The sequence below is a fragment of the Mesorhizobium sp. L-2-11 genome (assembly GCF_016756595.1).
In the GTDB taxonomy this organism is placed as follows: domain Bacteria; phylum Pseudomonadota; class Alphaproteobacteria; order Rhizobiales; family Rhizobiaceae; genus Mesorhizobium.
In genome coordinates, this window is record NZ_AP023257.1 from 483,112 (window position 1) to 504,056 (window position 20,945).

General features: G+C 62.9%; 24 protein-coding genes and 1 pseudogene. 12 read left to right on the plus strand and 13 right to left on the minus strand.

The window, feature by feature from the left end; translation table 11 throughout:
* Nucleotides 1–18 precede the first annotated feature (18 nt).
* The 4 genes from msrB to JG739_RS02260 all read right to left on the minus strand — a co-directional run bounded on the left by msrB (nt 19) and on the right by JG739_RS02260 (nt 2,743).
* Nucleotides 19–519, minus strand: a complete 501-nt coding sequence (gene msrB, locus JG739_RS02245) for a peptide-methionine (R)-S-oxide reductase MsrB (protein WP_202367305.1) — start codon at nt 517–519, stop codon at nt 19–21.
* A gap of 224 nt (nt 520–743) precedes the next feature.
* Nucleotides 744–1,301 carry a fasciclin domain-containing protein gene (locus JG739_RS02250; RefSeq protein ID WP_202365059.1) on the minus strand — a complete coding sequence of 186 codons (558 nt, stop codon included), beginning with the start codon at nt 1,299–1,301 and terminating at the stop codon, nt 744–746.
* 207 nt (nt 1,302–1,508) lie between these two features.
* On the minus strand, nt 1,509–2,207 hold the full coding sequence (locus JG739_RS02255; protein WP_202367307.1) for an anti-sigma factor: 699 nt from the start codon (nt 2,205–2,207) through the stop codon (nt 1,509–1,511).
* On the minus strand, nt 2,204–2,743 hold the full coding sequence (locus tag JG739_RS02260) for a sigma-70 family RNA polymerase sigma factor (RefSeq protein ID WP_202367306.1): 540 nt from the start codon (nt 2,741–2,743) through the stop codon (nt 2,204–2,206). The genes JG739_RS02255 and JG739_RS02260 overlap by 4 nt, the downstream gene beginning before the upstream one ends.
* Before the next feature lie 198 nt (nt 2,744–2,941).
* Between JG739_RS02260 and JG739_RS02265 the strand changes: the two genes are divergently transcribed.
* Nucleotides 2,942–4,438, plus strand: coding sequence for an amidase (locus tag JG739_RS02265; protein ID WP_202365060.1), 1,497 nt, complete (start codon nt 2,942–2,944; stop codon nt 4,436–4,438).
* A gap of 102 nt (nt 4,439–4,540) precedes the next feature.
* Nucleotides 4,541–5,434, plus strand: a complete 894-nt coding sequence (gene argB / locus JG739_RS02270) for an acetylglutamate kinase (RefSeq protein ID WP_202365061.1) — start codon at nt 4,541–4,543, stop codon at nt 5,432–5,434.
* A gap of 57 nt (nt 5,435–5,491) precedes the next feature.
* On the opposite strand, the gene JG739_RS02275 is transcribed toward argB, so the two are convergent.
* The gene (locus JG739_RS02275) at nt 5,492–5,968 is read right to left on the minus strand and encodes an Lrp/AsnC family transcriptional regulator (RefSeq protein ID WP_023801577.1); all 477 of its coding nucleotides are present in this window, start codon (nt 5,966–5,968) and stop codon (nt 5,492–5,494) included.
* A gap of 135 nt (nt 5,969–6,103) precedes the next feature.
* Between JG739_RS02275 and phhA the strand changes: the two genes are divergently transcribed.
* Nucleotides 6,104–6,940, plus strand: a complete 837-nt coding sequence (gene phhA / locus JG739_RS02280) for a phenylalanine 4-monooxygenase (RefSeq protein WP_202365062.1) — start codon at nt 6,104–6,106, stop codon at nt 6,938–6,940.
* A 105-nt stretch (nt 6,941–7,045) separates the two neighbouring features.
* On the opposite strand, the gene JG739_RS02285 is transcribed toward phhA, so the two are convergent.
* Nucleotides 7,046–7,807 (minus strand): GGDEF domain-containing protein, encoded by a 762-nt coding sequence (locus tag JG739_RS02285; protein ID WP_202365063.1) that lies wholly within the window; start codon nt 7,805–7,807, stop codon nt 7,046–7,048.
* A 162-nt stretch (nt 7,808–7,969) separates the two neighbouring features.
* On the opposite strand from JG739_RS02285, the pseudogene JG739_RS02290 reads away from it, so the two are divergent.
* Nucleotides 7,970–8,610, plus strand: a pseudogene (locus tag JG739_RS02290) (HAD-IA family hydrolase).
* A 44-nt stretch (nt 8,611–8,654) separates the two neighbouring features.
* On the opposite strand, the gene JG739_RS02295 reads toward JG739_RS02290, so the two are convergent.
* A complete protein-coding gene (locus JG739_RS02295) occupies nt 8,655–9,494 on the minus strand; it encodes an LOG family protein (protein WP_202365064.1) in 840 nt (279 codons plus the stop codon).
* A 159-nt stretch (nt 9,495–9,653) separates the two neighbouring features.
* Between JG739_RS02295 and dapD the strand changes: the two genes are divergently transcribed.
* From dapD to JG739_RS02325, 6 genes are all read left to right on the plus strand, one after another.
* Nucleotides 9,654–10,508, plus strand: a complete 855-nt coding sequence (gene dapD / locus JG739_RS02300) for a 2,3,4,5-tetrahydropyridine-2,6-dicarboxylate N-succinyltransferase (protein ID WP_202365065.1) — start codon at nt 9,654–9,656, stop codon at nt 10,506–10,508.
* A gap of 78 nt (nt 10,509–10,586) precedes the next feature.
* On the plus strand, nt 10,587–10,907 hold the full coding sequence (locus JG739_RS02305) for a DUF805 domain-containing protein (RefSeq protein ID WP_051407888.1): 321 nt from the start codon (nt 10,587–10,589) through the stop codon (nt 10,905–10,907).
* Nucleotides 10,908–10,928: 21 nt separating this feature from the next.
* Nucleotides 10,929–11,651 (plus strand): hypothetical protein, encoded by a 723-nt coding sequence (locus JG739_RS02310; RefSeq protein ID WP_202365066.1) that lies wholly within the window; start codon nt 10,929–10,931, stop codon nt 11,649–11,651.
* A 401-nt stretch (nt 11,652–12,052) separates the two neighbouring features.
* On the plus strand, nt 12,053–12,907 hold the full coding sequence (locus JG739_RS02315; protein WP_202365067.1) for a GGDEF domain-containing protein: 855 nt from the start codon (nt 12,053–12,055) through the stop codon (nt 12,905–12,907).
* A 273-nt stretch (nt 12,908–13,180) separates the two neighbouring features.
* Complete coding sequence (gene dapE / locus JG739_RS02320; protein WP_202365068.1) at nt 13,181–14,380, plus strand: succinyl-diaminopimelate desuccinylase; 1,200 nt, start codon at nt 13,181–13,183, stop codon at nt 14,378–14,380.
* Nucleotides 14,381–14,382: 2 nt separating this feature from the next.
* Nucleotides 14,383–14,976, plus strand: coding sequence for a transporter (locus JG739_RS02325; RefSeq protein ID WP_202365069.1), 594 nt, complete (start codon nt 14,383–14,385; stop codon nt 14,974–14,976).
* Here the strand turns inward: JG739_RS02325 and truA are convergent.
* From truA to def, 4 genes are read right to left on the minus strand one after another with little or no spacing between them, the layout of a single operon-like run.
* Entirely contained in the window at nt 14,973–15,728 is a 756-nt protein-coding gene (gene truA / locus JG739_RS02330; RefSeq protein ID WP_202365070.1) for a tRNA pseudouridine(38-40) synthase TruA, read from the minus strand. The genes JG739_RS02325 and truA overlap by 4 nt on opposite strands.
* An 18-nt stretch (nt 15,729–15,746) precedes the next feature.
* Nucleotides 15,747–16,256, minus strand: coding sequence for a GNAT family N-acetyltransferase (locus tag JG739_RS02335; RefSeq protein ID WP_202365071.1), 510 nt, complete (start codon nt 16,254–16,256; stop codon nt 15,747–15,749).
* A complete protein-coding gene (gene fmt / locus JG739_RS02340; protein ID WP_202365072.1) occupies nt 16,253–17,188 on the minus strand; it encodes a methionyl-tRNA formyltransferase in 936 nt (311 codons plus the stop codon). Before fmt ends, JG739_RS02335 begins: the two co-directional genes overlap by 4 nt.
* A gap of 9 nt (nt 17,189–17,197) precedes the next feature.
* A complete protein-coding gene (gene def / locus JG739_RS02345; RefSeq protein WP_202365073.1) occupies nt 17,198–17,743 on the minus strand; it encodes a peptide deformylase in 546 nt (181 codons plus the stop codon).
* Between the two features lie 105 nt (nt 17,744–17,848).
* On the opposite strand from def, the gene JG739_RS02350 reads away from it, so the two are divergent.
* A complete protein-coding gene (locus tag JG739_RS02350) occupies nt 17,849–19,108 on the plus strand; it encodes a DNA recombination protein RmuC (RefSeq protein ID WP_202367308.1) in 1,260 nt (419 codons plus the stop codon).
* A gap of 4 nt (nt 19,109–19,112) precedes the next feature.
* Here the strand turns inward: JG739_RS02350 and JG739_RS02355 are convergent, their stop codons facing one another.
* Together JG739_RS02355 and JG739_RS02360 are read right to left on the minus strand one after the other, a co-directional pair.
* Nucleotides 19,113–19,517 carry a GFA family protein gene (locus JG739_RS02355; RefSeq protein WP_202365074.1) on the minus strand — a complete coding sequence of 135 codons (405 nt, stop codon included), beginning with the start codon at nt 19,515–19,517 and terminating at the stop codon, nt 19,113–19,115.
* A 114-nt stretch (nt 19,518–19,631) separates the two neighbouring features.
* A complete protein-coding gene (locus JG739_RS02360) occupies nt 19,632–20,447 on the minus strand; it encodes a transglutaminase-like domain-containing protein (protein WP_202365075.1) in 816 nt (271 codons plus the stop codon).
* 211 nt (nt 20,448–20,658) lie between these two features.
* Between JG739_RS02360 and JG739_RS35980 the strand changes: the two genes are divergently transcribed.
* Nucleotides 20,659–20,784 carry a hypothetical protein gene (locus tag JG739_RS35980; protein WP_274609419.1) on the plus strand — a complete coding sequence of 42 codons (126 nt, stop codon included), beginning with the start codon at nt 20,659–20,661 and terminating at the stop codon, nt 20,782–20,784.
* Nucleotides 20,785–20,945 lie beyond the last annotated feature (161 nt).

Here is a 20,945-nt window from a genome sequence, read left to right on the forward strand (position 1 = left end):
GACGCGCGGCGCTTTATGTCAGGCGGTGGCCGGCTTGAAAGTCAGGGCGACGCCGTTGATGCAATGACGCAAACCGGTCGGCGGCGGGCCGTCGTCGAAGACATGGCCGAGATGACCGCCGCAACGGCGGCAGTGGACCTCGGTTCGGGTCATGCCCAGCGACCTGTCCACGGTCATGCCGACAGCGTTGGGAATCTCCTGCCAGAAGCTCGGCCAGCCGGTGCCGGAATCGAACTTGGTTTCGGAGGAATAGAGCGGCAGGTCGCAGCCGGCGCAGGCGAAGGTGCCCTTGCGGTGTTCGTTGAGCAGCGGGCTGGTGCCGGGATATTCGGTGCCTTCCTTGCGCAGCACGTTGAAAGCCGCGTCGGACAGGATGGCGCGCCACTCGGCCTCGGTCTTGGTGACCTCGAAGGTTTCGGTCGCGTGTGCGTCCTGCGGCCGGCCCATGCGCAGCGCTGCTGCCGTGCCTGCCAACAATGCCACAGCAGCACCGCTCCAAAGAAAGTCGCGCCGGATCATCGCCATTCCTCCTTCCATCCGTTTGCCAAATTCGACCGTCACATGGAAATCAAAAGCCGGTGACGGCCAGCTCCCGACAACGGCACTCCGCACCTGCCCCACGCCTGCAGCGGAGGGCGGACGGTGCGGAGTGTACGCCTGTCGATTGCGCGGGTCACGCAAGCGGAAATCCGCGCACCCGGCAGGGAGCCTCAGCCATATCTTCGCTGGCGACGACCCCTTCGTTACATCTTCGGCAGGAGAACCTTGTCGATGACGTGGATGACGCCGTTCGACTGCTCGACATCGGCGACGGTCACATTGGCGACATTGCCGTTCTCGTCGGTCGCGGTGACCTTGCCGTTTTCGGCCTTGAGCGTCAGTTCGCAGCCGCCAACCGTCTTGACCTTGTGTGCGCCACCATCGTCCATGGCCATCTTGGCGACGTCGGCGGCCATCGCCTTGGCACCGATGACGTGGCAGGTCAGGATCTTGACCAGCTTGTCCTTGTTTTCGGGCTTGAGCAATGTATCGACGGTGCCGGCCGGAAGGGCGGCAAAGGCCTCGTTGGTCGGCGCGAACACGGTGAAGGGGCCGGCACTCTGCAGCGTGTCGACGAGACCACCGGCCTTGACGGCCGCGACCAGCGTCGTGTGATCCTTCGAATTGACGGCGTTCTCGACGATGTTCCTGGTGGCATACATGGCGGCGCCGCCGACCATCGGATTTTCGGCATTGGCGGCGGTGGCGAGCGCGGAGACGGCGACCGTTCCGGCAAGCAAAAGGGTGGCGAATTTACGCATTATTTCTATCTCCTTAGTTTATTCTTGCCCTCTTTGGGGCACAAGGAGATACGGCGAATAAATGCCCGAGTTTCGCTGTTCAGGAGAAAATTTTATGTTTTTATAACGGCGAGCATGATTTTCATGGCAGGAACCTTACAGCCTGCATGCTTCTAAGCTAAAGTCACCACGGGCGATAGACTTAAAATCTTCTCGAAAAATCAACAGTCAGATGCTCTTCAGATCGCCCGCGGCGACCACAGGGCCGGTCGGCTGGCCGGTCGGCGAACCGCCGGCCGGCTCGAGGCTGACCGCAAGCACGGCGCCTTGCGCAAGTCTTTCCTGCACGGCCGGGGAGATGGTCATACGCACGGTCTGGCCGGCCGGGATGACGCCCATCGAGACTGGCGCATTCTTGCCCTCGATCATCCACAGCTCGAAATCCTTGCCGGCGGCGCGCTCGCCGGATACATGCGACAGGCCGACCTCGCGACGGGCGGCATCATAGACAGCGAGGTAGCTGACGTCGCTACCATCGGCAGCCAGCGAGGCGATGAGCCGCGGCTGCTCGGCCGGCGCATTGAGATACGGCACTGCGATATAGATCGCCAACGCCGCGACGGAAGCGGCGGCAAGACCGCGCCAGAAGGTAAGGCTTGACCAGAGGCCAGCGCGAGGCTCTGCGACGAACAGCCGGCGATCCAATGCCTCCTTGACCCTGATCGGCGGCTCTGTCTCCGGATAGGCGTCGGCCATCGGCGAAAGACGTGCCTCCCAGGCATCGACAAGACGCGCGAAAGCGGCGTCAGCGTCGATGCGACGTGACGCGATCTCGCGTTCGTCCGCAGCCAGGACGCCAAGGACGTATTCGGCGGCGAACAGGTCGTCGCCACCAGATTCCGCTCCGTCATCCTTTGCCAGCGTCATCTTTCCAGACACTCTCTGAGCTTCAACAGGCTGCGCCGCAGCCAGGTCCGCATCGTATTCAGCGGCACGTCATGGCGCGCGGCCAGATCGGCATAGCTTTCGCCGTCCAGATACGCGCCCCGGACGGCCGCCGCCCGGTCCTTTTCCAATTCGTCGAGACAGCGATGGATGCGCCCGGATTCACCGCCCGCAACAGCCGCAGCTTCCGGTCCCGGCGCCGGATCGGCGACGTCGAGCGCAGCGTCGATATAGGCGGCAGGCTCTCGCCGCGCCCTTATCCGATCGATCGCGTGATTGCGCGCAATGGCCACCAGCCAGGAAATCGGGCTTAGCTCCGAAACGGCGAAACGGTCAGCCTTCGTCCATATCTTGACGAAGACCTCTTGCAGCGCCTCTTCCGCCTCTCCCCGGTCCTTCAATACACGAAGGCAGACGCCGAAAAGTTTCGCGCTGGTCTGCCGGTAGAGCAGATCGAATGCAGCCCGGTCCTTCATAGAAGTCCGGACGATCAGGTCGCTGATGTCCTGCGGCGTCATCGGCTGCCAAATTAAGCAATTGCCCAAATTATTCCACTGCAATGTATTGCAGCGGCGGAAGCGTTCCCGGGCACCGAGAGCGCGGCAGGCTTCGATCCCCAAGAAAGAGCCGACCTTTTCGGGCATCTGATTTTCCCAAAACCGGGTTTCCACTTTTGCATCCGATGCTCTAGCTTGCCGATAGTTGGGGGAGCATGAATGTCGGTCGAACGGGCCCTGTGGGAACATGACGCTACCGGCCTGGCCGGCTTGGTGCGCAAAGGAGAAATCTCGCCGCAGGAGCTCGTCGATGCGGCGATTGCGCGGGCCGAGGCCACTCGCCCGGACATCAATGCCATCGCCGAGCCGCTTTACGAGGCGGCGCGGACGCGGGCGAAAACCATCGACCGGAACCTGCCGCTGGCCGGTGTGCCCTTTGCGCTGAAGGATCTCGGCATCGCCATGAAGGGTGTGCCGACGTACGGCGGCAGCCGCATTCCGGCTTTCGTTGCCGATTTCGACTCGGTGATGACCGAACGCCATCTGGCCGCCGGCCTTGTCCCGATCGCCACCAGCACCTCGCCCGAACATGGGCTGAGGCTGATGACCGAATCCACCGCTTTCGGCATCACCCGCAATCCGTGGAATACAGCCCATACCAGCGGCGGCTCGTCTGGAGGTGCGGCGGCCCTGGTCGCAGCCGGCGTCGTGCCGGTGGCACATGCTTCGGATGGCGGCGGCTCGATCCGCGTACCCGCCGCCTGCACCGGGCTGATCGGGCTGAAAACCTCGCGCGGGCGTGTGCCGCTGTCGCCGCTCGTCACCGAAAGCTGGTACGGCATGGTCGTCGGCCACGCCGTTTCCCGCTCGGTTCGGGATTCGGCCATGCTGCTCGACCTGACGCATGGACCCGATCCGCTGTCGCCCTATGCGGCGGCGCCGCCAAAAGGAAGTTTCGCCGCCGCAGCAGTGCGTGACCCCGGCAAGCTGAAACTGGCCGTCTACCGGAAATCGCCGCTCGGCCTGCCGATATCGGCCGAGACGCTGGCGGCGCTGGACACTGCGACAGCGTTGGCGCGCGAAGGCGGCCATACGATAGAGGAGATCGACCTGCCCTATATCGATCGCGATTTCATCGGTGATTTCGCCAGGACCGTCGCCGCGGCGGTGGCCGGCACGATGCGCGGCGAGGTCTTGCGTGTCGGCCGCTCCATTTCAGGTGATATCGAACGCGCCACGCGTGTGCTGAGCCGCTTCGGCGAAATCCTTTCGGCCGGCGAGATCTATGCCAGCCTGCAGCGGCTGCACGCCACGTCGCGCCGCCTGATCACCGAGACCGCGCCGTACGATGCCGTTCTGATGCCTGTTATCGCGCATCCGCCGCTCGCCTGCGGCGCGATGGACCCGAAAGGCGCAGATGCGTTCCTGGAAGACATGCTCGACAGGCTGCGGCTTGCCCGCCTGCTGAAATTCAAGCCGCTGTTCGGCCAGTTGATGGACAAGAGCCTGTGGTTCACCCACTGGCCGGCAATCCAGAACGTCAGCGGCCAGCCGTCGATCGCGCTGCCTGTTTATGTCACCGATGCCGGCCTGCCGCTCGGCATCCAGGCCGCCGGCCGCCCCGGCGACGAGGAGACCTTGTTGTCACTCGCCGCGCAAATGGAAAAGATTTCGGGATGGCTGACGCGGCGGGCGCCGCTGCAGGTGCCGGCATGAAAGCGGGCCGATTTTCACCTGACGTGACAGCAAAGCCGTTTGCCCCCTGCTCCAATTCCCGCTAAGACGCCGCCGTTCATGCCAAGCTGGGAACCAAGCCGAATGACGGACCTCGCCGCCACCGCCGAAATGCAGGCCGCGCTGCTCTCGAGGGCGCTGCCCTATATGCAGCGCTACGAGAACAAGACGGTCGTGGTGAAGTATGGCGGCCACGCCATGGGCGACATCGCGCTCGGCAAGGCCTTCGCCCGCGACATCGCGCTGCTCAAACAATCCGGCGTCAATCCGATCGTCGTGCATGGCGGCGGGCCGCAGATCGGCGCCATGCTGAACAAGATGGGCATCGAATCGAAGTTCGAGGGCGGACTGCGCGTCACCGACCAGAAGACGGTCGAGATCGTCGAAATGGTGCTGGCCGGCTCGATCAACAAGGAGATCGTCGCGCTGATCAATGCCGAGGGCGAATGGGCCATCGGCCTGTGCGGCAAGGACGGCAATATGGTTTTCGCCGAAAAGGCGCGCAAGACCATGATCGACCTGGACTCCAACATCGAGCGTGTGCTCGATCTCGGCTTCGTCGGCGAGCCGGTCGAGGTCGATCGCACCCTGCTCGACCTTCTGGCGCGGTCCGAAATGATCCCGGTGCTGGCGCCGGTGGCGCCGGGCCGCGACGGCCACACCTACAACATCAATGCCGACACCTTCGCCGGCGCCATCGCCGGCGCCTGCCAGGCGACACGCCTGCTGTTCCTCACCGACGTGCCCGGCGTGCTCGACAGGAACAAGAAGCTCATCGACGAACTGACCGTCGCCGAGGCCAAGGCCTTGATCAAGGACGGCACGGTATCGGGCGGCATGATCCCCAAGGTCGAGACCTGCATCGAGGCGATCGAGCGCGGCGTCGAAGGCGTCGTCATCCTCAATGGCAAGACGCCGCATTCGGTGCTGCTCGAACTGTTTACCGAACACGGCGCCGGCACACTGATCGTGCGGTAAGCGCAGGCTGCAACTTGCCGGTTATCAACCAAGGGTTGAAAAGGCGCCAGGGCGAACTTATCGCCTGAGGTGCCCAAGCGGCACGTGGCCCGGCCCCTTGATGTTCTGCAGCACGAGCTGCGTGTGGACGTCGCGGACGCCGTCGAGCCGCATCAGCCGGTGCATGACAAAGGCGTTGAGCTCGTCGACCGACGGCACCATGACATGCAGCAGGAAATCGTAGTCGCCGGTCATCGTCCAGCACGACGACACCTCGTCCATGCGCTGCACGGCGGCGATGAAGGTTTCGGGCGAACCGTCGCTGTGGGTTACCAGGCGCACCTGAATGAACACCTCGACCATCAGGCCGATGGCGCGGCGGCTGAGCACGGCGGCAAAGCGCTTGATGATGCCGGCGCTCTGAAGCGCCTCGAAGCGGCGCGCGCATGGCGTCGTCGAAAGGCCGATCTCCTGGGCCAGTTCGGACACAGGCTTGCGCCCATCGCGCTGCAAGATATCGAGCATCTTGATCTCAAAATCGTCAAACTGAGGCACTTTCACTCTCCTGCAGCTTTGCTGTGGTGGCTTTTACCTCAAATCGCCTGTTCGGGCCATTATCAAAGCGGATTTGCCTCACCGGATCCGGCTAAACTTTTAATATGTTAGTCGTGATTTCCAGGGAGAACAGCCATGACGATGAGCGTTGCCGATTACGCCCGCGAATGCGCGGCGCAAGGCCTTCGCGGCGACTATTCGGTCTGCCGTGCCGATTTCACCGTTGAGCAGAGCTACAAATACACCGCTGACGAGCAGGCGGTGTGGCGTACTTTGTGCGACCGCCAGACGAAGCTGACCAAAAAACTGGCACATCGGTCCTATCTCGACGGCGTCGCCACGCTGGGCCTGCTCGACAGGATTCCGGATTTCGGTGTGGTCAGCGAGAAGCTGCGCAAGCTTACCGGTTGGGAAATCGTCGCCGTGCCGGGCCTCATTCCCGCACCGGCCTTCTTCGTCCACCTGGCGGCCCGGCGCTTCCCGGTGACCAACTGGCTGCGGACGAAACAAGAGCTCGACTACATCGTCGAGCCGGATATGTTCCATGACTTCTTCGGCCATGTGCCGGTGCTGACCCAGCCGGTCTTTGCCGATTTCATGCAGATGTATGGTGAGAAGGCCGAGCATCTGATCGCGCTCGGCGGCGACGAGATGATCAGCCGCCTCTACTGGTACACCGTCGAATACGGGCTGATCCAGGAGGCCGGCCAACCGTTGAAGGCTTTCGGCGCCGGGCTGATGTCATCCTTTGCGGAACTTCAATTCGCGGTTGAAAGCAAGGACGCGCATCATGTTCCCTTCGATCTGGAAACGGTAATGCGCACCAGCTATGAGATCGACAAGTTCCAGCGCGCCTATTTCGTGCTGCCGTCATTCGACGTTTTGCGCGATGCCTTCCGGAACGTCGCCGACATGGCAGCGATCATCGGACGCCACAAGGGCAAGCCGGCGCTCGACCCGGCGAAACTTTAGACGCTGGCCAGGCTCGGACGCTCGCAGCCGATCGGCGCGGGCGTTATTGGTGGCGCGCTGTGATGACAATCGCTCGGAGGCCGGAAGCCGAGAAGATGGGACCGCTCAGGCCGCTTCGGAAACGTCCCTGTCCAGGATGGTCAGATTGCGGCCGCGATCCTTGGCCTGGTAAAGGCGGCGGTCGGCGGCACGCATCAGATCCGATACGCCGGCATCCTCGCCGCAGGTGACACCGCCGATGCTGACGGTGAGGGGTATGACCCGCTCATCGACGGGACGGAAACGGATCAGCTCGACTTCACGGCGAATGCGTTCAGCGACGCGTTTGGCTTCCTGTTCGGTGGCGCCGACCAGAAACGCACCGAATTCCTCGCCGCCGATGCGGCCGATCACGTCGCCGCTGCGCACGCCGCGCTCGATCGCGCTTGCAATCAGGAGTAGCGCATCGTCGCCGGTCAGGTGGCCGTAGCTGTCGTTGATGAGCTTGAAGTGATCGGCATCGATGATCAGCAACGCGCCGCGATCGGATTTACGCCGGGTCGCCTCGAGCGCGGCAAAGAAGCTCTCGCGGTTGAGCATGCCGGTCATGTCGTCGCGGCTCGCCTTCTCCGACAGGCGCCGATGCGCTGCGGCGAGCTCGGCATGAGCGCGGGCGAGGTCGCGATGGGCGCCTTTCAACCTCTCGCCCTGCCAGAACGTGTAGGCGCTGGCGATCCAGGCGAGCACCAGCGGGCAGACCGTGGATGTCAGCCAGATCGTGCGGTTGATCGGGAAGCCCATTGCCGGAACGACGATCAGCGTCAACAAAAGCGAGACTGCGAGGGAGGCGAAAGCGACGGCGGCAGACTTCAGAAATATGCGGCTCATCGCTGGCTCCCCCTGGACCATCTGTGTGCCAGCAAGCCCTGAATGGCACCTTTCGGCGATGCCTAAAATTTGAACCACCGCGCGATTTTCGTCACCCGTGACGCGCATAAGTTGTGGATAAAGCCTCTGCCAAAAGCATTGTTTCGTGCCATAAGGGGTTGCATGACCACGCTCCCGGATCCCGCCCGCTTTGCCCATGTCACCGACTGGGTGTTCGACCTCGACAACACGCTCTATCCGCACCATTCGAACCTGTTCGCGCAGATCGACGTAAAGATGACCTCCTATGTCGAAGAACTGCTGACGCTGCCTCGCGACGATGCCCGCAAGCTGCAGAAGGAACTCTACCGGGAATATGGCACGACGCTGAACGGTCTGATGGCGCGCCACGGCATCGATCCCGACGACTTTCTCGAGAAGGTCCATGACATCGACTATTCACCAATGGCGACCGCAGGCATGCCGAACGCACCGCGCGCCAACTCGGCATCCTCGATCATTTCGACGACATCTTCGATATCGTCGCTGCCGGGCTGAACCCCAAGCCGGCGCGCCAGACCTACGAGAAGTTCGCGGAACTCCACGCGGTCACCGGCCACAATGCGGTGATGTTCGAGGATCTGGCCCGCAACCTATCCGTGCCGAAATCGCTCGGCATGACCACGGTGCTGGTCGTGCCGCGCAACTTCGAGCCGACCTTCTCGGAAATCTGGGAACGTGACACGGCCAACGAGGACGATGTGGATTTCGTCACCGACGATCTTGCCGAATTCCTCACCGCGATCGTCGACGTCACCGCTTGAGAGCCGTTGCTTGGTAAAGTCGGATCGATACCGCAGCCCGCGGCCTAAAGCTGATAGAAGCGGCTGATGATCCCCCAGGCTTCGTCGGCGGTGTCGACGAAATCGATGATGTCCTGGTCGCCAGGGGTGATCGTGCCTTGCTCGGCGAGGAAATCGAGATCGATCGCCCGTTTCCAGAAAGCCTTGCCGAACAGGATCACCGGCACGCGCTCCATGCGGCCGGTCTGGATCAGGGTCAGCGTCTCGAAAAATTCGTCCATCGTGCCGAAGCCGCCAGGAAACACCGCGACAGCCTTGGCGCGCATGACGAAATGCATCTTGCGGACCGCGAAATAGTGGAAGTTGAAACAGAGCTCCGGCGTCACATAGGCATTCGGCGCCTGCTCGTGCGGCAACACGATGTTGAGGCCGATCGACGGCGCGCCGACATCGTCGGCACCGCGGTTGCCGGCTTCCATGACGCCGGGTCCGCCGCCCGTCACCACGACGAATTCGCGATAATAGGAGGTGGCCGACTGCTGCGAGCAGAGGCGGGCGAATTTTCGCGCTTCCTCGTAATATTTGCTGTTTCTCTCGAGGTTCTCCTTCTGCGTCTCGTTCTTGGCCGCCCAGGCTTCACCGCCCGGCTCGGGGATGCGCGCCCCGCCGAACAGAATGACGGTCGAGCCGATGCCGCGCTCGGCCAGGATCATCTCCGGCTTCAACAGTTCGAGCTGCAGCCTGACCGCGCGCAATTCGCGCCGTGTCATGAAGTCGGGATCGTTCCAGGCCAACCGGTAGGTCTCGGCACGCGTCTGCGGCGTGTCCGGCACGCTTTTCGACCGCTCCAGATCCTCGTCCGAATGCGGCAGCGGCGTCCACCCCGTCTTTTCCATAGGAGTCATGTTACCTACCCGTCCAATTATTTACTTGCCCAATTATTCACTGGGGCCATCCCGGTGACGCAGCCCGATTGACCCTCACCAAGCCTTCACATAGGGTCCGGCGACTTTCAAAACAGGTTAAGGTGCGGCCCCTTAACAGCTTGGTAATGGAGCGAATTCATGTCAAAGCCCGATCTGGCGAGCCTCGAAAAGACCATCGAAACCGCCTTCGAGGAACGCGAGACGATTTCGACGGCAACCCGCGGCGCGACGCGTGACGCCATCCAATCGGCGCTCGACCTGCTCGACCGGGGTGTCGCCCGCGTTGCCGAGCGCCAGGCCGACGGCACATGGCATGTCAACCAGTGGCTGAAGAAAGCGGTGCTGCTGTCGTTCCGACTCAACCCGATGGAGATCATCACCGGTGGTCCGGGCCAGGCCGTGTGGTGGGACAAGGTGCCGTCGAAATTCGACGGCTGGAGCGCCATCGATTTCGAGAAAGCAGGTTTCCGCGCCGTGCCATCGTCGATCGTGCGGCGCTCCGCCCACGTCGCGCCAGGTGCCGTGCTGATGCCGTCCTTCGTCAATGTCGGAGCCTATGTCGACAGCGGCACCATGGTCGACACATGGGCCTCGGTCGGCTCCTGCGCCCAGATCGGCAAGAATGTGCATCTGTCGGGCGGCGTCGGCATCGGCGGCGTGCTGGAGCCGATGCAGGCCGGCCCCACCATCATCGAGGACAATTGCTTTATCGGCGCACGCTCCGAAGTGGTCGAAGGCTGCATCGTGCGCGAAGGCTCGGTGCTCGGCATGGGCGTCTTCATCGGCCAGTCGACCAAGATTGTCGACCGTGCCACCGGCGAGGTTTTCTACGGCGAAGTGCCGGCCAATTCCGTGGTGGTGGCGGGCACGATGCCGGGCAAGAACGTGCCAGGCGAAAACTGGGGTCCCAGCCTCTACTGCGCCGTCATCGTCAAGCGGGTCGATGCCAGGACCCGTTCCAAAACCTCGATCAATGAACTGCTTCGCGATTGATCTTCTAGAAAAAACGGACGTACCCGCTTGCTCGACAGACCTCGATTTCTATGGCTTTTCTTCAGCCTTTCCGGGCGAGTGAACCCCAGCGCCTATGTTTTGGCGGGTCTTTTGCCGCTCCTCACTCAGCTTTTCCTGCTCTACCAGTTCTCGCGAACGCCGCTGGGCACTGCTGCAAGTCAGTACTGGGCGCTCGCCTGGTGGATCGCTGTGGTGGTCTCGACATGGTCGACCTTTGCGCTGACGGCGAAGCGGTTCCATGATTTCGGCAAGCCTACCTACTACGCATTGATCTCTCTCATCGTCGGCGCCATTCTCCTTGTCATTTTAGCCTTTTTCAAAAGTGATCCCGGACCCAACCGCTACGGCAAACGCACCAATGCGCCGGCCGAATCCTGAGCGCCGGGCGGGTATCCAGCCATGCGCTACCGCACGCTTGATGCGAAACTGATCATCGAAACCGCCGAGCGACTGGAAAAACGCGTCGCCGAGCGGTTTCCCGATGCAGGCTTGCGTGGCGTCGCCATGGAACTTGTGTCGCTGTCGCGTGATCTGGCCAAGGCGGCGAAGGCGCTGGAAGCGCCGATCTGGTGGCTTCGCGGCGTCGTCATCACCGCCATTGCCGCCGGCGCGCTGATGTTCCTGTTCGTCGGCACCATCCTGCCGCTCGGCCGTATCTCGCCAACCCACGACGCCATCCAGTCGGTGCAAGGCATCGAATCCTTGATCAACATGATCATCCTCGCGATGCTCGGCTTCCTGGCCTTGATCCGGACCGAGGAGCGCATCAAGCGCAAGCAGGTGTTTCGCAAGCTCCATGGCTTGCGCTCGCTGATCCATGTCATCGACATGCATCAGCTGACCAAGGATCCGGCAGCGCTTTCAAACGAATTCAAGCCGACATCGCATTCACCGGTACGCATAACCGACCGTGCCGATCTCGCGCGCTACCTCGACTATTGCTCCGAAATGCTGTCGATCACCGGCAAGATCGCCGCGCTGTTCGCGCAATCGGTCAATGACGATGTGGTCGTCGATGGCGTCAACGACATCGAGTCCCTGGGCTCCAATCTGTCGCGAAAGATCTGGCAAAAGATCACGCTGATCGACGGTCCATTGCGGTCGGCTCGTCCAAATACCTAAGCTAATCTTAATCACCTTGGTCCAGCATGCCCCGTGAAGACTGTGTCGACCGGCACGGAGCACTCGACTGGCACACGACGAACCCCTGGCCAACCTGAAAACGCGCGGAAAGCGACGCGCCGGCGCGCGGCTGTTCGCCTGGTTTTCTTCACCGATCAGAGGGGAACCGGAAGCCGTCCGCGCGCGGCTTCTCGACACCACTTTCGACCGCAAATTCGCTGTCCTGTTCGGCACCATCAGCGTCGTGGTGCTAGCAGTCGGCGCCGCGCTCGTTACCGGCGACCGATGGCCCTACGCCTGGATGGCGGCCGACCTCAGCCTGTTTGCCGTCCGCTTCCTGCTGATGCGGGAATGTGAGCAGGCCCGCAAGCGCAGGGGAACGGGGCCGCTGTGCAGGGCTCATGGCCGCCGGTGGGGCATGGTCGGTGATTTTCGGCCTCGGCTGCTATGGCTGCGTCGTCAGCGGGGACATGGCGCTCGCCGTACTGGCTGCCTTGAACGTCGCAGGCGTCGTCGGCGTGGTGTCGTCGCGCAACGCAGCGACCCCGCGCTACGCCATATTCGTCATGCTGGCCGTAGGCCTGCCTTTCCTGGTTGGCGCGCTGTTATCTCCGGCGCCCGGAATGTCGATCGTCGGATTTCAAGTGCCTTTCTATGTGGCCGGCATCATCATCGTGCTGCTGCAAAATCATGCGATCACCGCCCGCATGATCCGCGCCGAACTGGACAATCGCGATCTGGCGATCAAGGATGCGCTGACCGGCCTGCCAAACCGCATCTTCCTTCAGGAGAAACTGCGCGGCATGTGCAGCGAGCTTGCGGCGCCGGCAGCAAACGGCGGCAGGCCGTTTGCCGTTCTCAGCATGGACCTCGACGGCTTCAAACACGTCAATGACCGCTTCGGCCACGCGGTCGGCGACAAGCTGCTGCGCAAGGTAGCCGAACGATTGAAGCGCGCTTTCCGACCAGGGGATGTGGTCTTTCGCATCGGCGGTGACGAATTCGTGATCCTGCTGCCCGACACATCCGAAATCGAAGCTACCCTCCTGGCCAAGCGCGCCATTGAGAAGATTTCGGTACCTTTCGACCTTGGCGTGGGCACCGCAATACCCATCGGGTTGAGCATTGGAAGTGCCTTCGCGCCTGCCGACGGCGGCGAGCCGGAACTTCTTCTCACCTGCTCCGATCACGCGCTTTATGAAGCCAAACGCACCGGCAAGGGCCGTTACCGGGCGCATGTGCGGGCCGCCAACTGACGATTGCAGCGATTATTGGGGTCTGTTGTCGCTCAATCCATCCAATAGACGTCGCGTCTGAAGCGAACCCTGCGAGGCACTTTAAGCCTTGTTTGTTTTATGCGTATTTGCCCAAACCCGCTGTGCCCGCACGGGTCGAGCCCGAGGCCATGCCTTTGGGCGACATGCATTGGGCCTGCGACAATACGCCATGAAAACCATAATGTCGGCGGGATGGCTGGACCTTATGTCTTGCCGTGACAGGCCTTGCGCTTTCGACTAACGCTTTTGCCCATGACGTTGCCGACCGATCCCGCTGGAAATCTCGCCGCCCTCATCCGCTGCCCCTCCGTCACACCCATTGAGGGTGGGGCACTGAGCACGCTGGAAACAATGCTGACACCACTCGGCTTTTCCGTCGAGCGCCCGGTGTTTTCGGAGGACGGCACGCCCGATATCGAAAATCTCTATGCGCGGCGCTCCGGCAACGGTCCGCACCTGATGTTCGCCGGGCATACCGACGTGGTGCCGGCCGGCGACGAGACCTCATGGACGTATCCGCCTTTCGCTGCCGAGATCGCCAAGGGCGAGATGTTCGGTCGCGGTGCCGTCGATATGAAGGGCGGCATCGCCTGTTTCATCGCCGCCGTGGCGCGCCATCTTGAGTCGAAAGGCGGCCTGAAAGGCTCGGTCTCGCTGCTGATCACCGGCGACGAAGAAGGGCCGGCCATCAACGGCACGACAAAGCTGCTCGAATGGGCGGTCGCCAAGGGCGAGAAATGGGATGCGTCGATCGTCGGCGAGCCGACCAATCCCGATGCGCTGGGCGACATGATCAAGATCGGCCGGCGCGGCTCTTTGTCCGGCAGCATCATCGTCAACGGCCGCCAGGGCCACGCCGCTTACCCCCAGCTTGCCGATAATCCGGTGCGCGGCCTGATGACACTGGTCGAAGCCTTGCTGCACCCTGTCTTCGACAAGGGCACCAGGGACTTCCAGCCGACCAATCTGGAGGTGACCTCGATCGACGTCGGCAATCCGGCCACCAATGTTATTCCGGCAAAGGCGACCGCCACATTCAACATCCGTTTCAACGACACATGGACCGCCGAGACCATCCAGGCGGAAATCCACAACCGTCTCGACAAGGCGGCGAAGCGAAAGAAATACCGGGCCGGCAAGACGACGCCGGTCGATTACGAACTCGTCTGGCGCGACCGGCCGAGCCACGTCTTCCTCACCCGCGACGAGCGGCTGATCGAAGCGCTCAGCGGTTCGGTCGAGGCGGTGATCGGCAGGAAGCCGGCGCTTTCCACCTCCGGCGGCACCTCCGACGCACGCTTCATCAAGGATTATTGTCCGGTGGTCGAGTTCGGGCTGGTCGGCAAGACCATGCACATGGTCGATGAACGCGTCGCACTTGCCGACCTCGAGACGCTGACGCAGATCTATCAGCGCTTCATCGAAGACTGGTTCGAGCAAGGCGCATCGTAATCATGCTTTCGTCGGATGAAACCTATGCTTCGCTCAAGGGCGCCTGGCGACTGATGCTCGGCAAGGCCGATGGGCTGCGCCAGCTCGACCTTTCGGCCGACGGTTTCTGGAATTCCTTCTTCGCCATCGTCGTCGCGGCGCCGGCGCTGATCGTCGGTTGGGTCGGCCTTGCCAACGAGATCGGCGATCCGAATGCATTCGCCGGACGCTTCAGCATGCTGATCCGTCTGGCGACGGTCGACATCGGCGTCTGGGTGTTGCCGCTTGTCGGCCTTGCCCTCGTCGCGCCGCGCGCCGGCATTGGCGGGCGCTTCGTCCACTATGTCGTCGCCAGCAACTGGGCGTCGGCGATCATTGCCTGGCTAATGCTGCCAGCGGCGTTGATCAGGCTTTTCCTGCCGTCCACCAACGAGTTCGCCGTACTGGCGTCGCTGCTTTTGTTCGCGCTGTCGATGATCCTGACCTGGCGGATGACAAACGTCGCCATCGGCAGGGGCGCGGCTGTCGGCAGCGCTGTCTTTGCCGGAATGTTCGTGGCGTCGCTGGTCGTTCTGTTTGTGCTGCAGGCGCTGCTCGGCATCGCTGCGCCGGCTTAGTCGACCTTCGGATAATCGACCCCGACGAGAAAAAGCCCGTCGGGCGGCGCCACCTGGCCACAGGCTGCACGGTCGCGCGCGTCGAGCGCCGCCTTCAGGTCGGCAATTGTCCAGCCGCCTTCGCCGACGCGCTTCAGCGAGCCGACCATCGAGCGCACCTGATTGTGCAGGAACGAGCGCGCCGAGGCTCGCACTTCGATCACGTCACCCAGCCGACTGACATCCAGCCGATCAAGCGTCCGGACCGGGCTGTCGGCCTGGCACTGGGTCGAGCGGAACGTGGTGAAATCATGCCGCCCCAGCAGCACCTTCGCCGCATCGTGCATGGCCTCGGCGTCGAGCCGCTTCGGCACCCACCAGATCTTGCCCTTGTCGAGCGCCGCCGGCGCGCGCCGGTTGATGATACGGTAGAGATAGTGGCGGCCAATCGCCGAGAAACGCGCATCGAAGCTATCCGGCACCACAACCGCGTTGAGGATGGCGATGCGCGCCTTGGCCGCTTGCAGATGGGCGTTGACGGCATCGCGAACCTTGTCATCAGGCCACGCCCTGACGAGATCGACATGCGCCACCTGACCGGTCGCGTGGACGCCGGCATCGGTGCGGCCGGCGCCGCGCAGCGAAACCCGTTCGCCGCAGAATTTCTCGATCGCCTGTTCGATCGCCTGCTGCACCGAAGGCTGGTCTGCCTGGCGCTGCCAGCCGGCATAGAGGCGGCCGTCATATTCGATGTCGAGGCGAAAACGCGGCATCCCTAAGCAGGAATGAGGTCAGGCGGCGAGCGCAGTGCCGAAAGCCGAAGCGTAGACCAGCTTGCCGGTCTCAGGCGCTTCGCCCCAGGCCAGCGCCTGCAACGCTTCGCCCTGGAACTCGCTTTCGAATTGTTCGGCGCGCGCGTGACTGTAGCCGAAGCGGCCATAATAGGCGGGATCGCCAAGCACCACCGCCAGCACCTCGCCGGCATCCTTCAGGCGGATATGCGCCTCGCGGACCAGCGCACCGCCGATGCCGGTGCCATGGAAGGACGGCTCGACCGCCAGAGGCGCCAGCGCCACCGCCGGAAAGCTTTTGCCGCCGTTCTGCACGAAAAGCCTCGAAAACAGGATATGGCCGACCACCTGTCCATCTTCTTCCGCCACCAGTTCGACGACGGCATCGCCGCCGCTGACCAGCGCGTCGACCAGTCCGGCCTCCGCCTGCTGGCCGAATGCGTGTTCCTCGACGAGGCGGATCGCCTCGCGGTCCCGCGGCGTCGCCGCGCGTATCGACATCATGCTCATGAGAGTTTCATTCCTTTTTCGAGCTTGGCCCCACGCAGAAATTCCTGCGCGGCAATGGGCCTTCCGCCCGCACGTTGAACTTCGACCAGCCTGACCGCGCCTGACCCGCAGGCGACCGTCAGCCGGTCGTCGAGAATTCCTCCCGGCTCGCCGGCGCCTTGCGAAAGCGTCGAGCGAAGAAGTTTCAGCCGCTCCAGGCGGCCGCCAATTTCGGTCTCGCACCATGCGCCGGGAAAGGGCGACAGGCCGCGAATATGATCGTGGACTTGGCCAGCAGGCCGCGTCCAGTCCACGCGAGTCTCCGCTTTATCGATCTTTTTGGCGTAGGTCACCCCCTCCGTCACCTGTGCGGTAAATGTCAGGGCATCCCGTTCCATTCGCGCCAGCGCTTCCGCCATCAGCGCGGCACCAATGCGCATCAACCGATCGTGCAGTTCGCCGGCCGTCATATCGGGGCCGATGGCGCATTTTTCGACCATCGCCACCGGGCCGGTGTCCAGGCCCTCTTCCATCCGCATCACCATCATGCCTGTCTCGGTATCGCCGGCCATGATGGCGCGCTGGATAGGGGCGGCGCCGCGCCAGCGTGGCAACAGCGACGCGTGACCATTGAGGCAGCCGAGCCGCGGCGCCTCAAGAATTGGTTTAGGCAACAGCAATCCATAGGCGACGACGACGGCTACATCGGCCCGCAAGGCGCGGAATGCCTGCTGCTCGGCCTCGTTCTTCAGCGACACCGGCGTCCGTACCTCGAGGCCCAGCCGCTCGGCCTCGCGCTGCACCGGCGAAGGCGTCAGTTCCAGCCCGCGGCGGCCGGCCGCGCGTGGCGGCTGGGTGTAGACGGCTTCTATCCCATGCCCGCCATCAGCGATCGCCCGCAGCGTCGGCACGGAGAATTCGGGCGTACCCATGAAGATGACGCGCAAGGGCATTGTTGAGCCCTATCCCACCAGCTTGCCCGGCGCCTTGCTGCCCGGTGCCTTCTCCCTCGCGAGCTTCTTGAATTTCTTCACCACCATGTCGCGTTTCAGCTTCGAGATGTGATCGATGAACAGAACGCCGTTGAGGTGGTCGATTTCGTGCTGCAGGCAAGTCGCCATCAGCCCTTCGGCCTCGATCTCCTGCAGCTTGCCGTCGCGATCGAGATATTTCACCCGCACGGCGGCAGGGCGCTCGACCTCGGCATAGTAATCCGGAATCGACAGGCACCCCTCCTCGTAGACCGAGCGTTGATCGGCGCTCTCAAGAATCTCCGGATTGATGAAGACATGCGGCGCCGGCGGCTCGTCTTCCTTGGCGAGGTCAATCACCAGCATGCGCAGCGGTTCGCCGACCTGGATCGCCGCCAGACCGATGCCCGGCGCATCATACATGGTGTCCAGCATGTCATCGGCCAGTTTGCGCAAAGCGCCGTCGACGCGCTCGACCGGTTTCGAAACCTGGCGCAGGACGGGATCGGGAAGGATGATGAGCGGCTTGATCGACATGGCGTCTCACCTAAGACCTTGCACGAAAAGCGTCAACCGGGGCAGTTGCAGCGCCGTTCACGTTTTGATCTGTGCGGTCAGGCCGAATCATCTATGCTGTCCGATATGAACGACCTGACCACCATCCTGTCCGAACCGATCGCCCGGCTCGGCGCCACCACGATTGCGCTCGGCCACGCACTGGGATTCGGCGCGGTCCTGTTCCTGGGCCTGTTCGTGGCGCTCGTCGTCGCGCTCTGGCGCTCGGCCAAGGCGCGTGCGGTGGCTGCCGCGGAGGCCGCCGACCACGCCCGCGACGCCGAGGCGCGGATGGCCGGCATCCTGGCCAGCCAGGCCGAGATGCAGGGCCGCATGGGCGCCATCGCCGAAGTGTTCGGGGCGCGGCAGGCCGAACTCACGCAGTCGATCGGCCAGCGTCTCGACGCGATGACGGGCCGTCTCGGCCAGACCATGACCGAGCAGACGAAATCGACGCATGAGAGCCTCGCCAAACTGCAGGAGCGGCTGGCGGTCATCGATACAGCGCAAGGCAACATCCAGTCGCTCGCCAGCCAGGTCGTGCAACTTCAGGCAATCCTCTCGAACAAGCAGACGCGCGGCGCCTTCGGCCAGTCGCGCATGGAGGCGATCGTCGCCGATGGCCTGCCGCACGGCGCCTATGAATTCCAGGCGACCCTGTCGAACGGCAGCCGGCCCGACTGCCTGGTGAAGATGCCGAACGGCGCGCCTGCACTTGCCATCGACGCCAAGTTTCCGCTGGAAGCCTGGAATGCCATCCGTGCCGCCGAAGGCGCCGATTTGCAGAAGGTCGCCGCACAAGCGTTCCGGCGCGATATCGAGGTGCATGTCCGCGATATTTCCGACAAATACCTGATCCAGGGCGAGACGCAGGACACCGCCTTCATGTTCGTGCCGTCGGAATCGGTATTCGCCGAGATCCACGAGAATTTCGAGGGGATTGTCCACAAGGCGCACCGCGCCCGCATCGTCATCGTCTCGCCGTCGCTGCTGATGCTGTCGATCCAGGTCATCCAGGCGATTCTCAAGGACGCCCGCATGCGCGAGCAGGCGCATCTGATCCAGGGCGAAGTCATCCGGCTGATGGAGGATGTCTCGCGCCTCGACGAGCGGGTGCGCAAGCTGCAGAGCCATTTCGGCCAGTCGGCCAAGGATATCGACGATATTCTCGTCTCGACTTCGAAGGTGACCAAGCGCGGCCAGAAGATCGAAGCGCTGGAGTTCGGCGCGCAACCGACGGAGGGCGACGCCGGATCGGGGGCCGGCGTGAGGGCCGAAGCGGGCGCGCGCGTCGCCGACTCCAAGACCGGCCAGTTGAGGCTAAGGGTCGTCGAAGGCGACGACTGAGAGGCTACTGCTCCTCGACGATCATCGTGCCTTCGAACTTCGGCAGCCAAGGCAGCGCCGAGCGGTGCCAGATCTGTTTGCTCGGGATCAGTTGTTCGCGCTGCCGCGCCGTGCCGACCCTGATGCCGTAGACTTTCGGCCCGTCGCCGACCGACGTGGCATAGAGGTGCGAACCGCACTCGCCGCAAAAGGCCTGGGCGCGCCTGGCGCCGCTCGCTGCGGTCTTGATGTAGATTTTTGGCGTGCCCTTGGTGATGCGGTAGTGCTCTTCCGGCGCCGGCACGGTCACCCGAAACGCTGTTCCGGTCAGCTGCTGGCAATCGATGCAGTGACAAATACTGGTCTTGTCCGGATCGACCTCCGCTTCGTAAGTGATGGCGCCGCAATGGCACCGGCCGTCGATTTTCATCTTCGCTCCTCCCTTCAGCCGCGCCTCGACGCGTTTGAGCTTAACGGCGCACCGGCCGAAGCTCCACAGGCAATCACAACGCGCGAAGCATCCGCTGGTTCAAGACTGCGGCGCTTACGCCTGTTCGATGATCTCATCAGTCCAGACCTTGAAACCGGCCAGCGTGCCCGGCCCGAAAATATGGGTCAGCGGCACATCGGCTGCGTCGCGGCCGGAGGCGATCAGGATGCGGCCGATGCGCGGCGCATTGTTGCGCGGATCGAAGGCATGCCAGCGACCGCCGAGATAGACCTCCATCCAGGCGGCGAAATCCATGTCCGACCAGGGTTTCGGCAAGCCGATGTCGCTGATGTAGCCGGTGCAGTAGCGCGTCGGGATGTTCAAGGCGCGGCAGAAGGCGACGGCGAGATGGGCAAAGTCGCGGCAGACGCCGCTTTGCTCACGATAGGCCTCTGCTGCCGTGCGCGTCGGCCGCGCGTTGGCGTAGTTGAAGATGATGTGGTTGTGGACGAAATCGCAGACCGCCTGCACGCGTGGAATACCGAGCGGTGAGTGGCCGAACAGCCGCCACGCCTCGCTCGCCAGCACGTCGCTCTCGCAATAGCGGCTCGGCAGCAGGAACAGCAATGTCTCAGACGGCAGGTCGCGCACCTCGTGCTGCCATGCCACCAGATCACCCCTCTCGAAGCTTCCGGGATCGCGGATCACCGCGTCCGTGCCGAAGGTGAAGCGACCGGGCGGGGCGACAAGGCGATTGCACCAATTGCCGAAACTGTCGCGGTAGCTCTCGATCGGCACCGGTGGATTCGAAGTCAGGAAATCCGGCCGCTCGAGATCGGACGCGCGGGAATAGTGAACGTTGAGCATCGCGATCAGCGGCGTTTCCTGCGGAAAGTCGAAGCTCATCTCGCAGCCGATATGGATTCGCATTGTCGTCCTGACCGGCCTGCCGGATCACCACCCGGCGAAGGCACGGGCTGTTGCTGCAGTGCAAAAAAAGATCATCGCACGGACCGGCGCGGTTTACGAGCGAATTAGAACGGTTGACTGCCGACGGCTGGCGCCGGCGCCAGATTATGCCTCTTGCGGTCGGGCGTTTCTCTTGGTTCATTTCGCTTGCCACATCAGGAGGAAACGAATCATGGCTAAAGGTGCGATGAAGGCGGGCAAAGAAGCCCGCAAGCCGAAGAAGGACGCGAAGAAACCTGCCGCTGCCCCGGCCCTGAAAGCGCCGCCCGTCAAGGCGACCAAACTCAAGGACAAGTAAGCCTCGGCGTTTCGGCGCAAGGTCACGACCCGACGGTATTTCAAGACCATCGACATGCAGCGATTGGTCCTGAAGTGCCGTCGGCGCTGCTGTTGATTGGGCACCCGAATTTCTAAATCAAGCGACGAAGACGACTTTGCGCTTTCGGAAATGACCGGGAC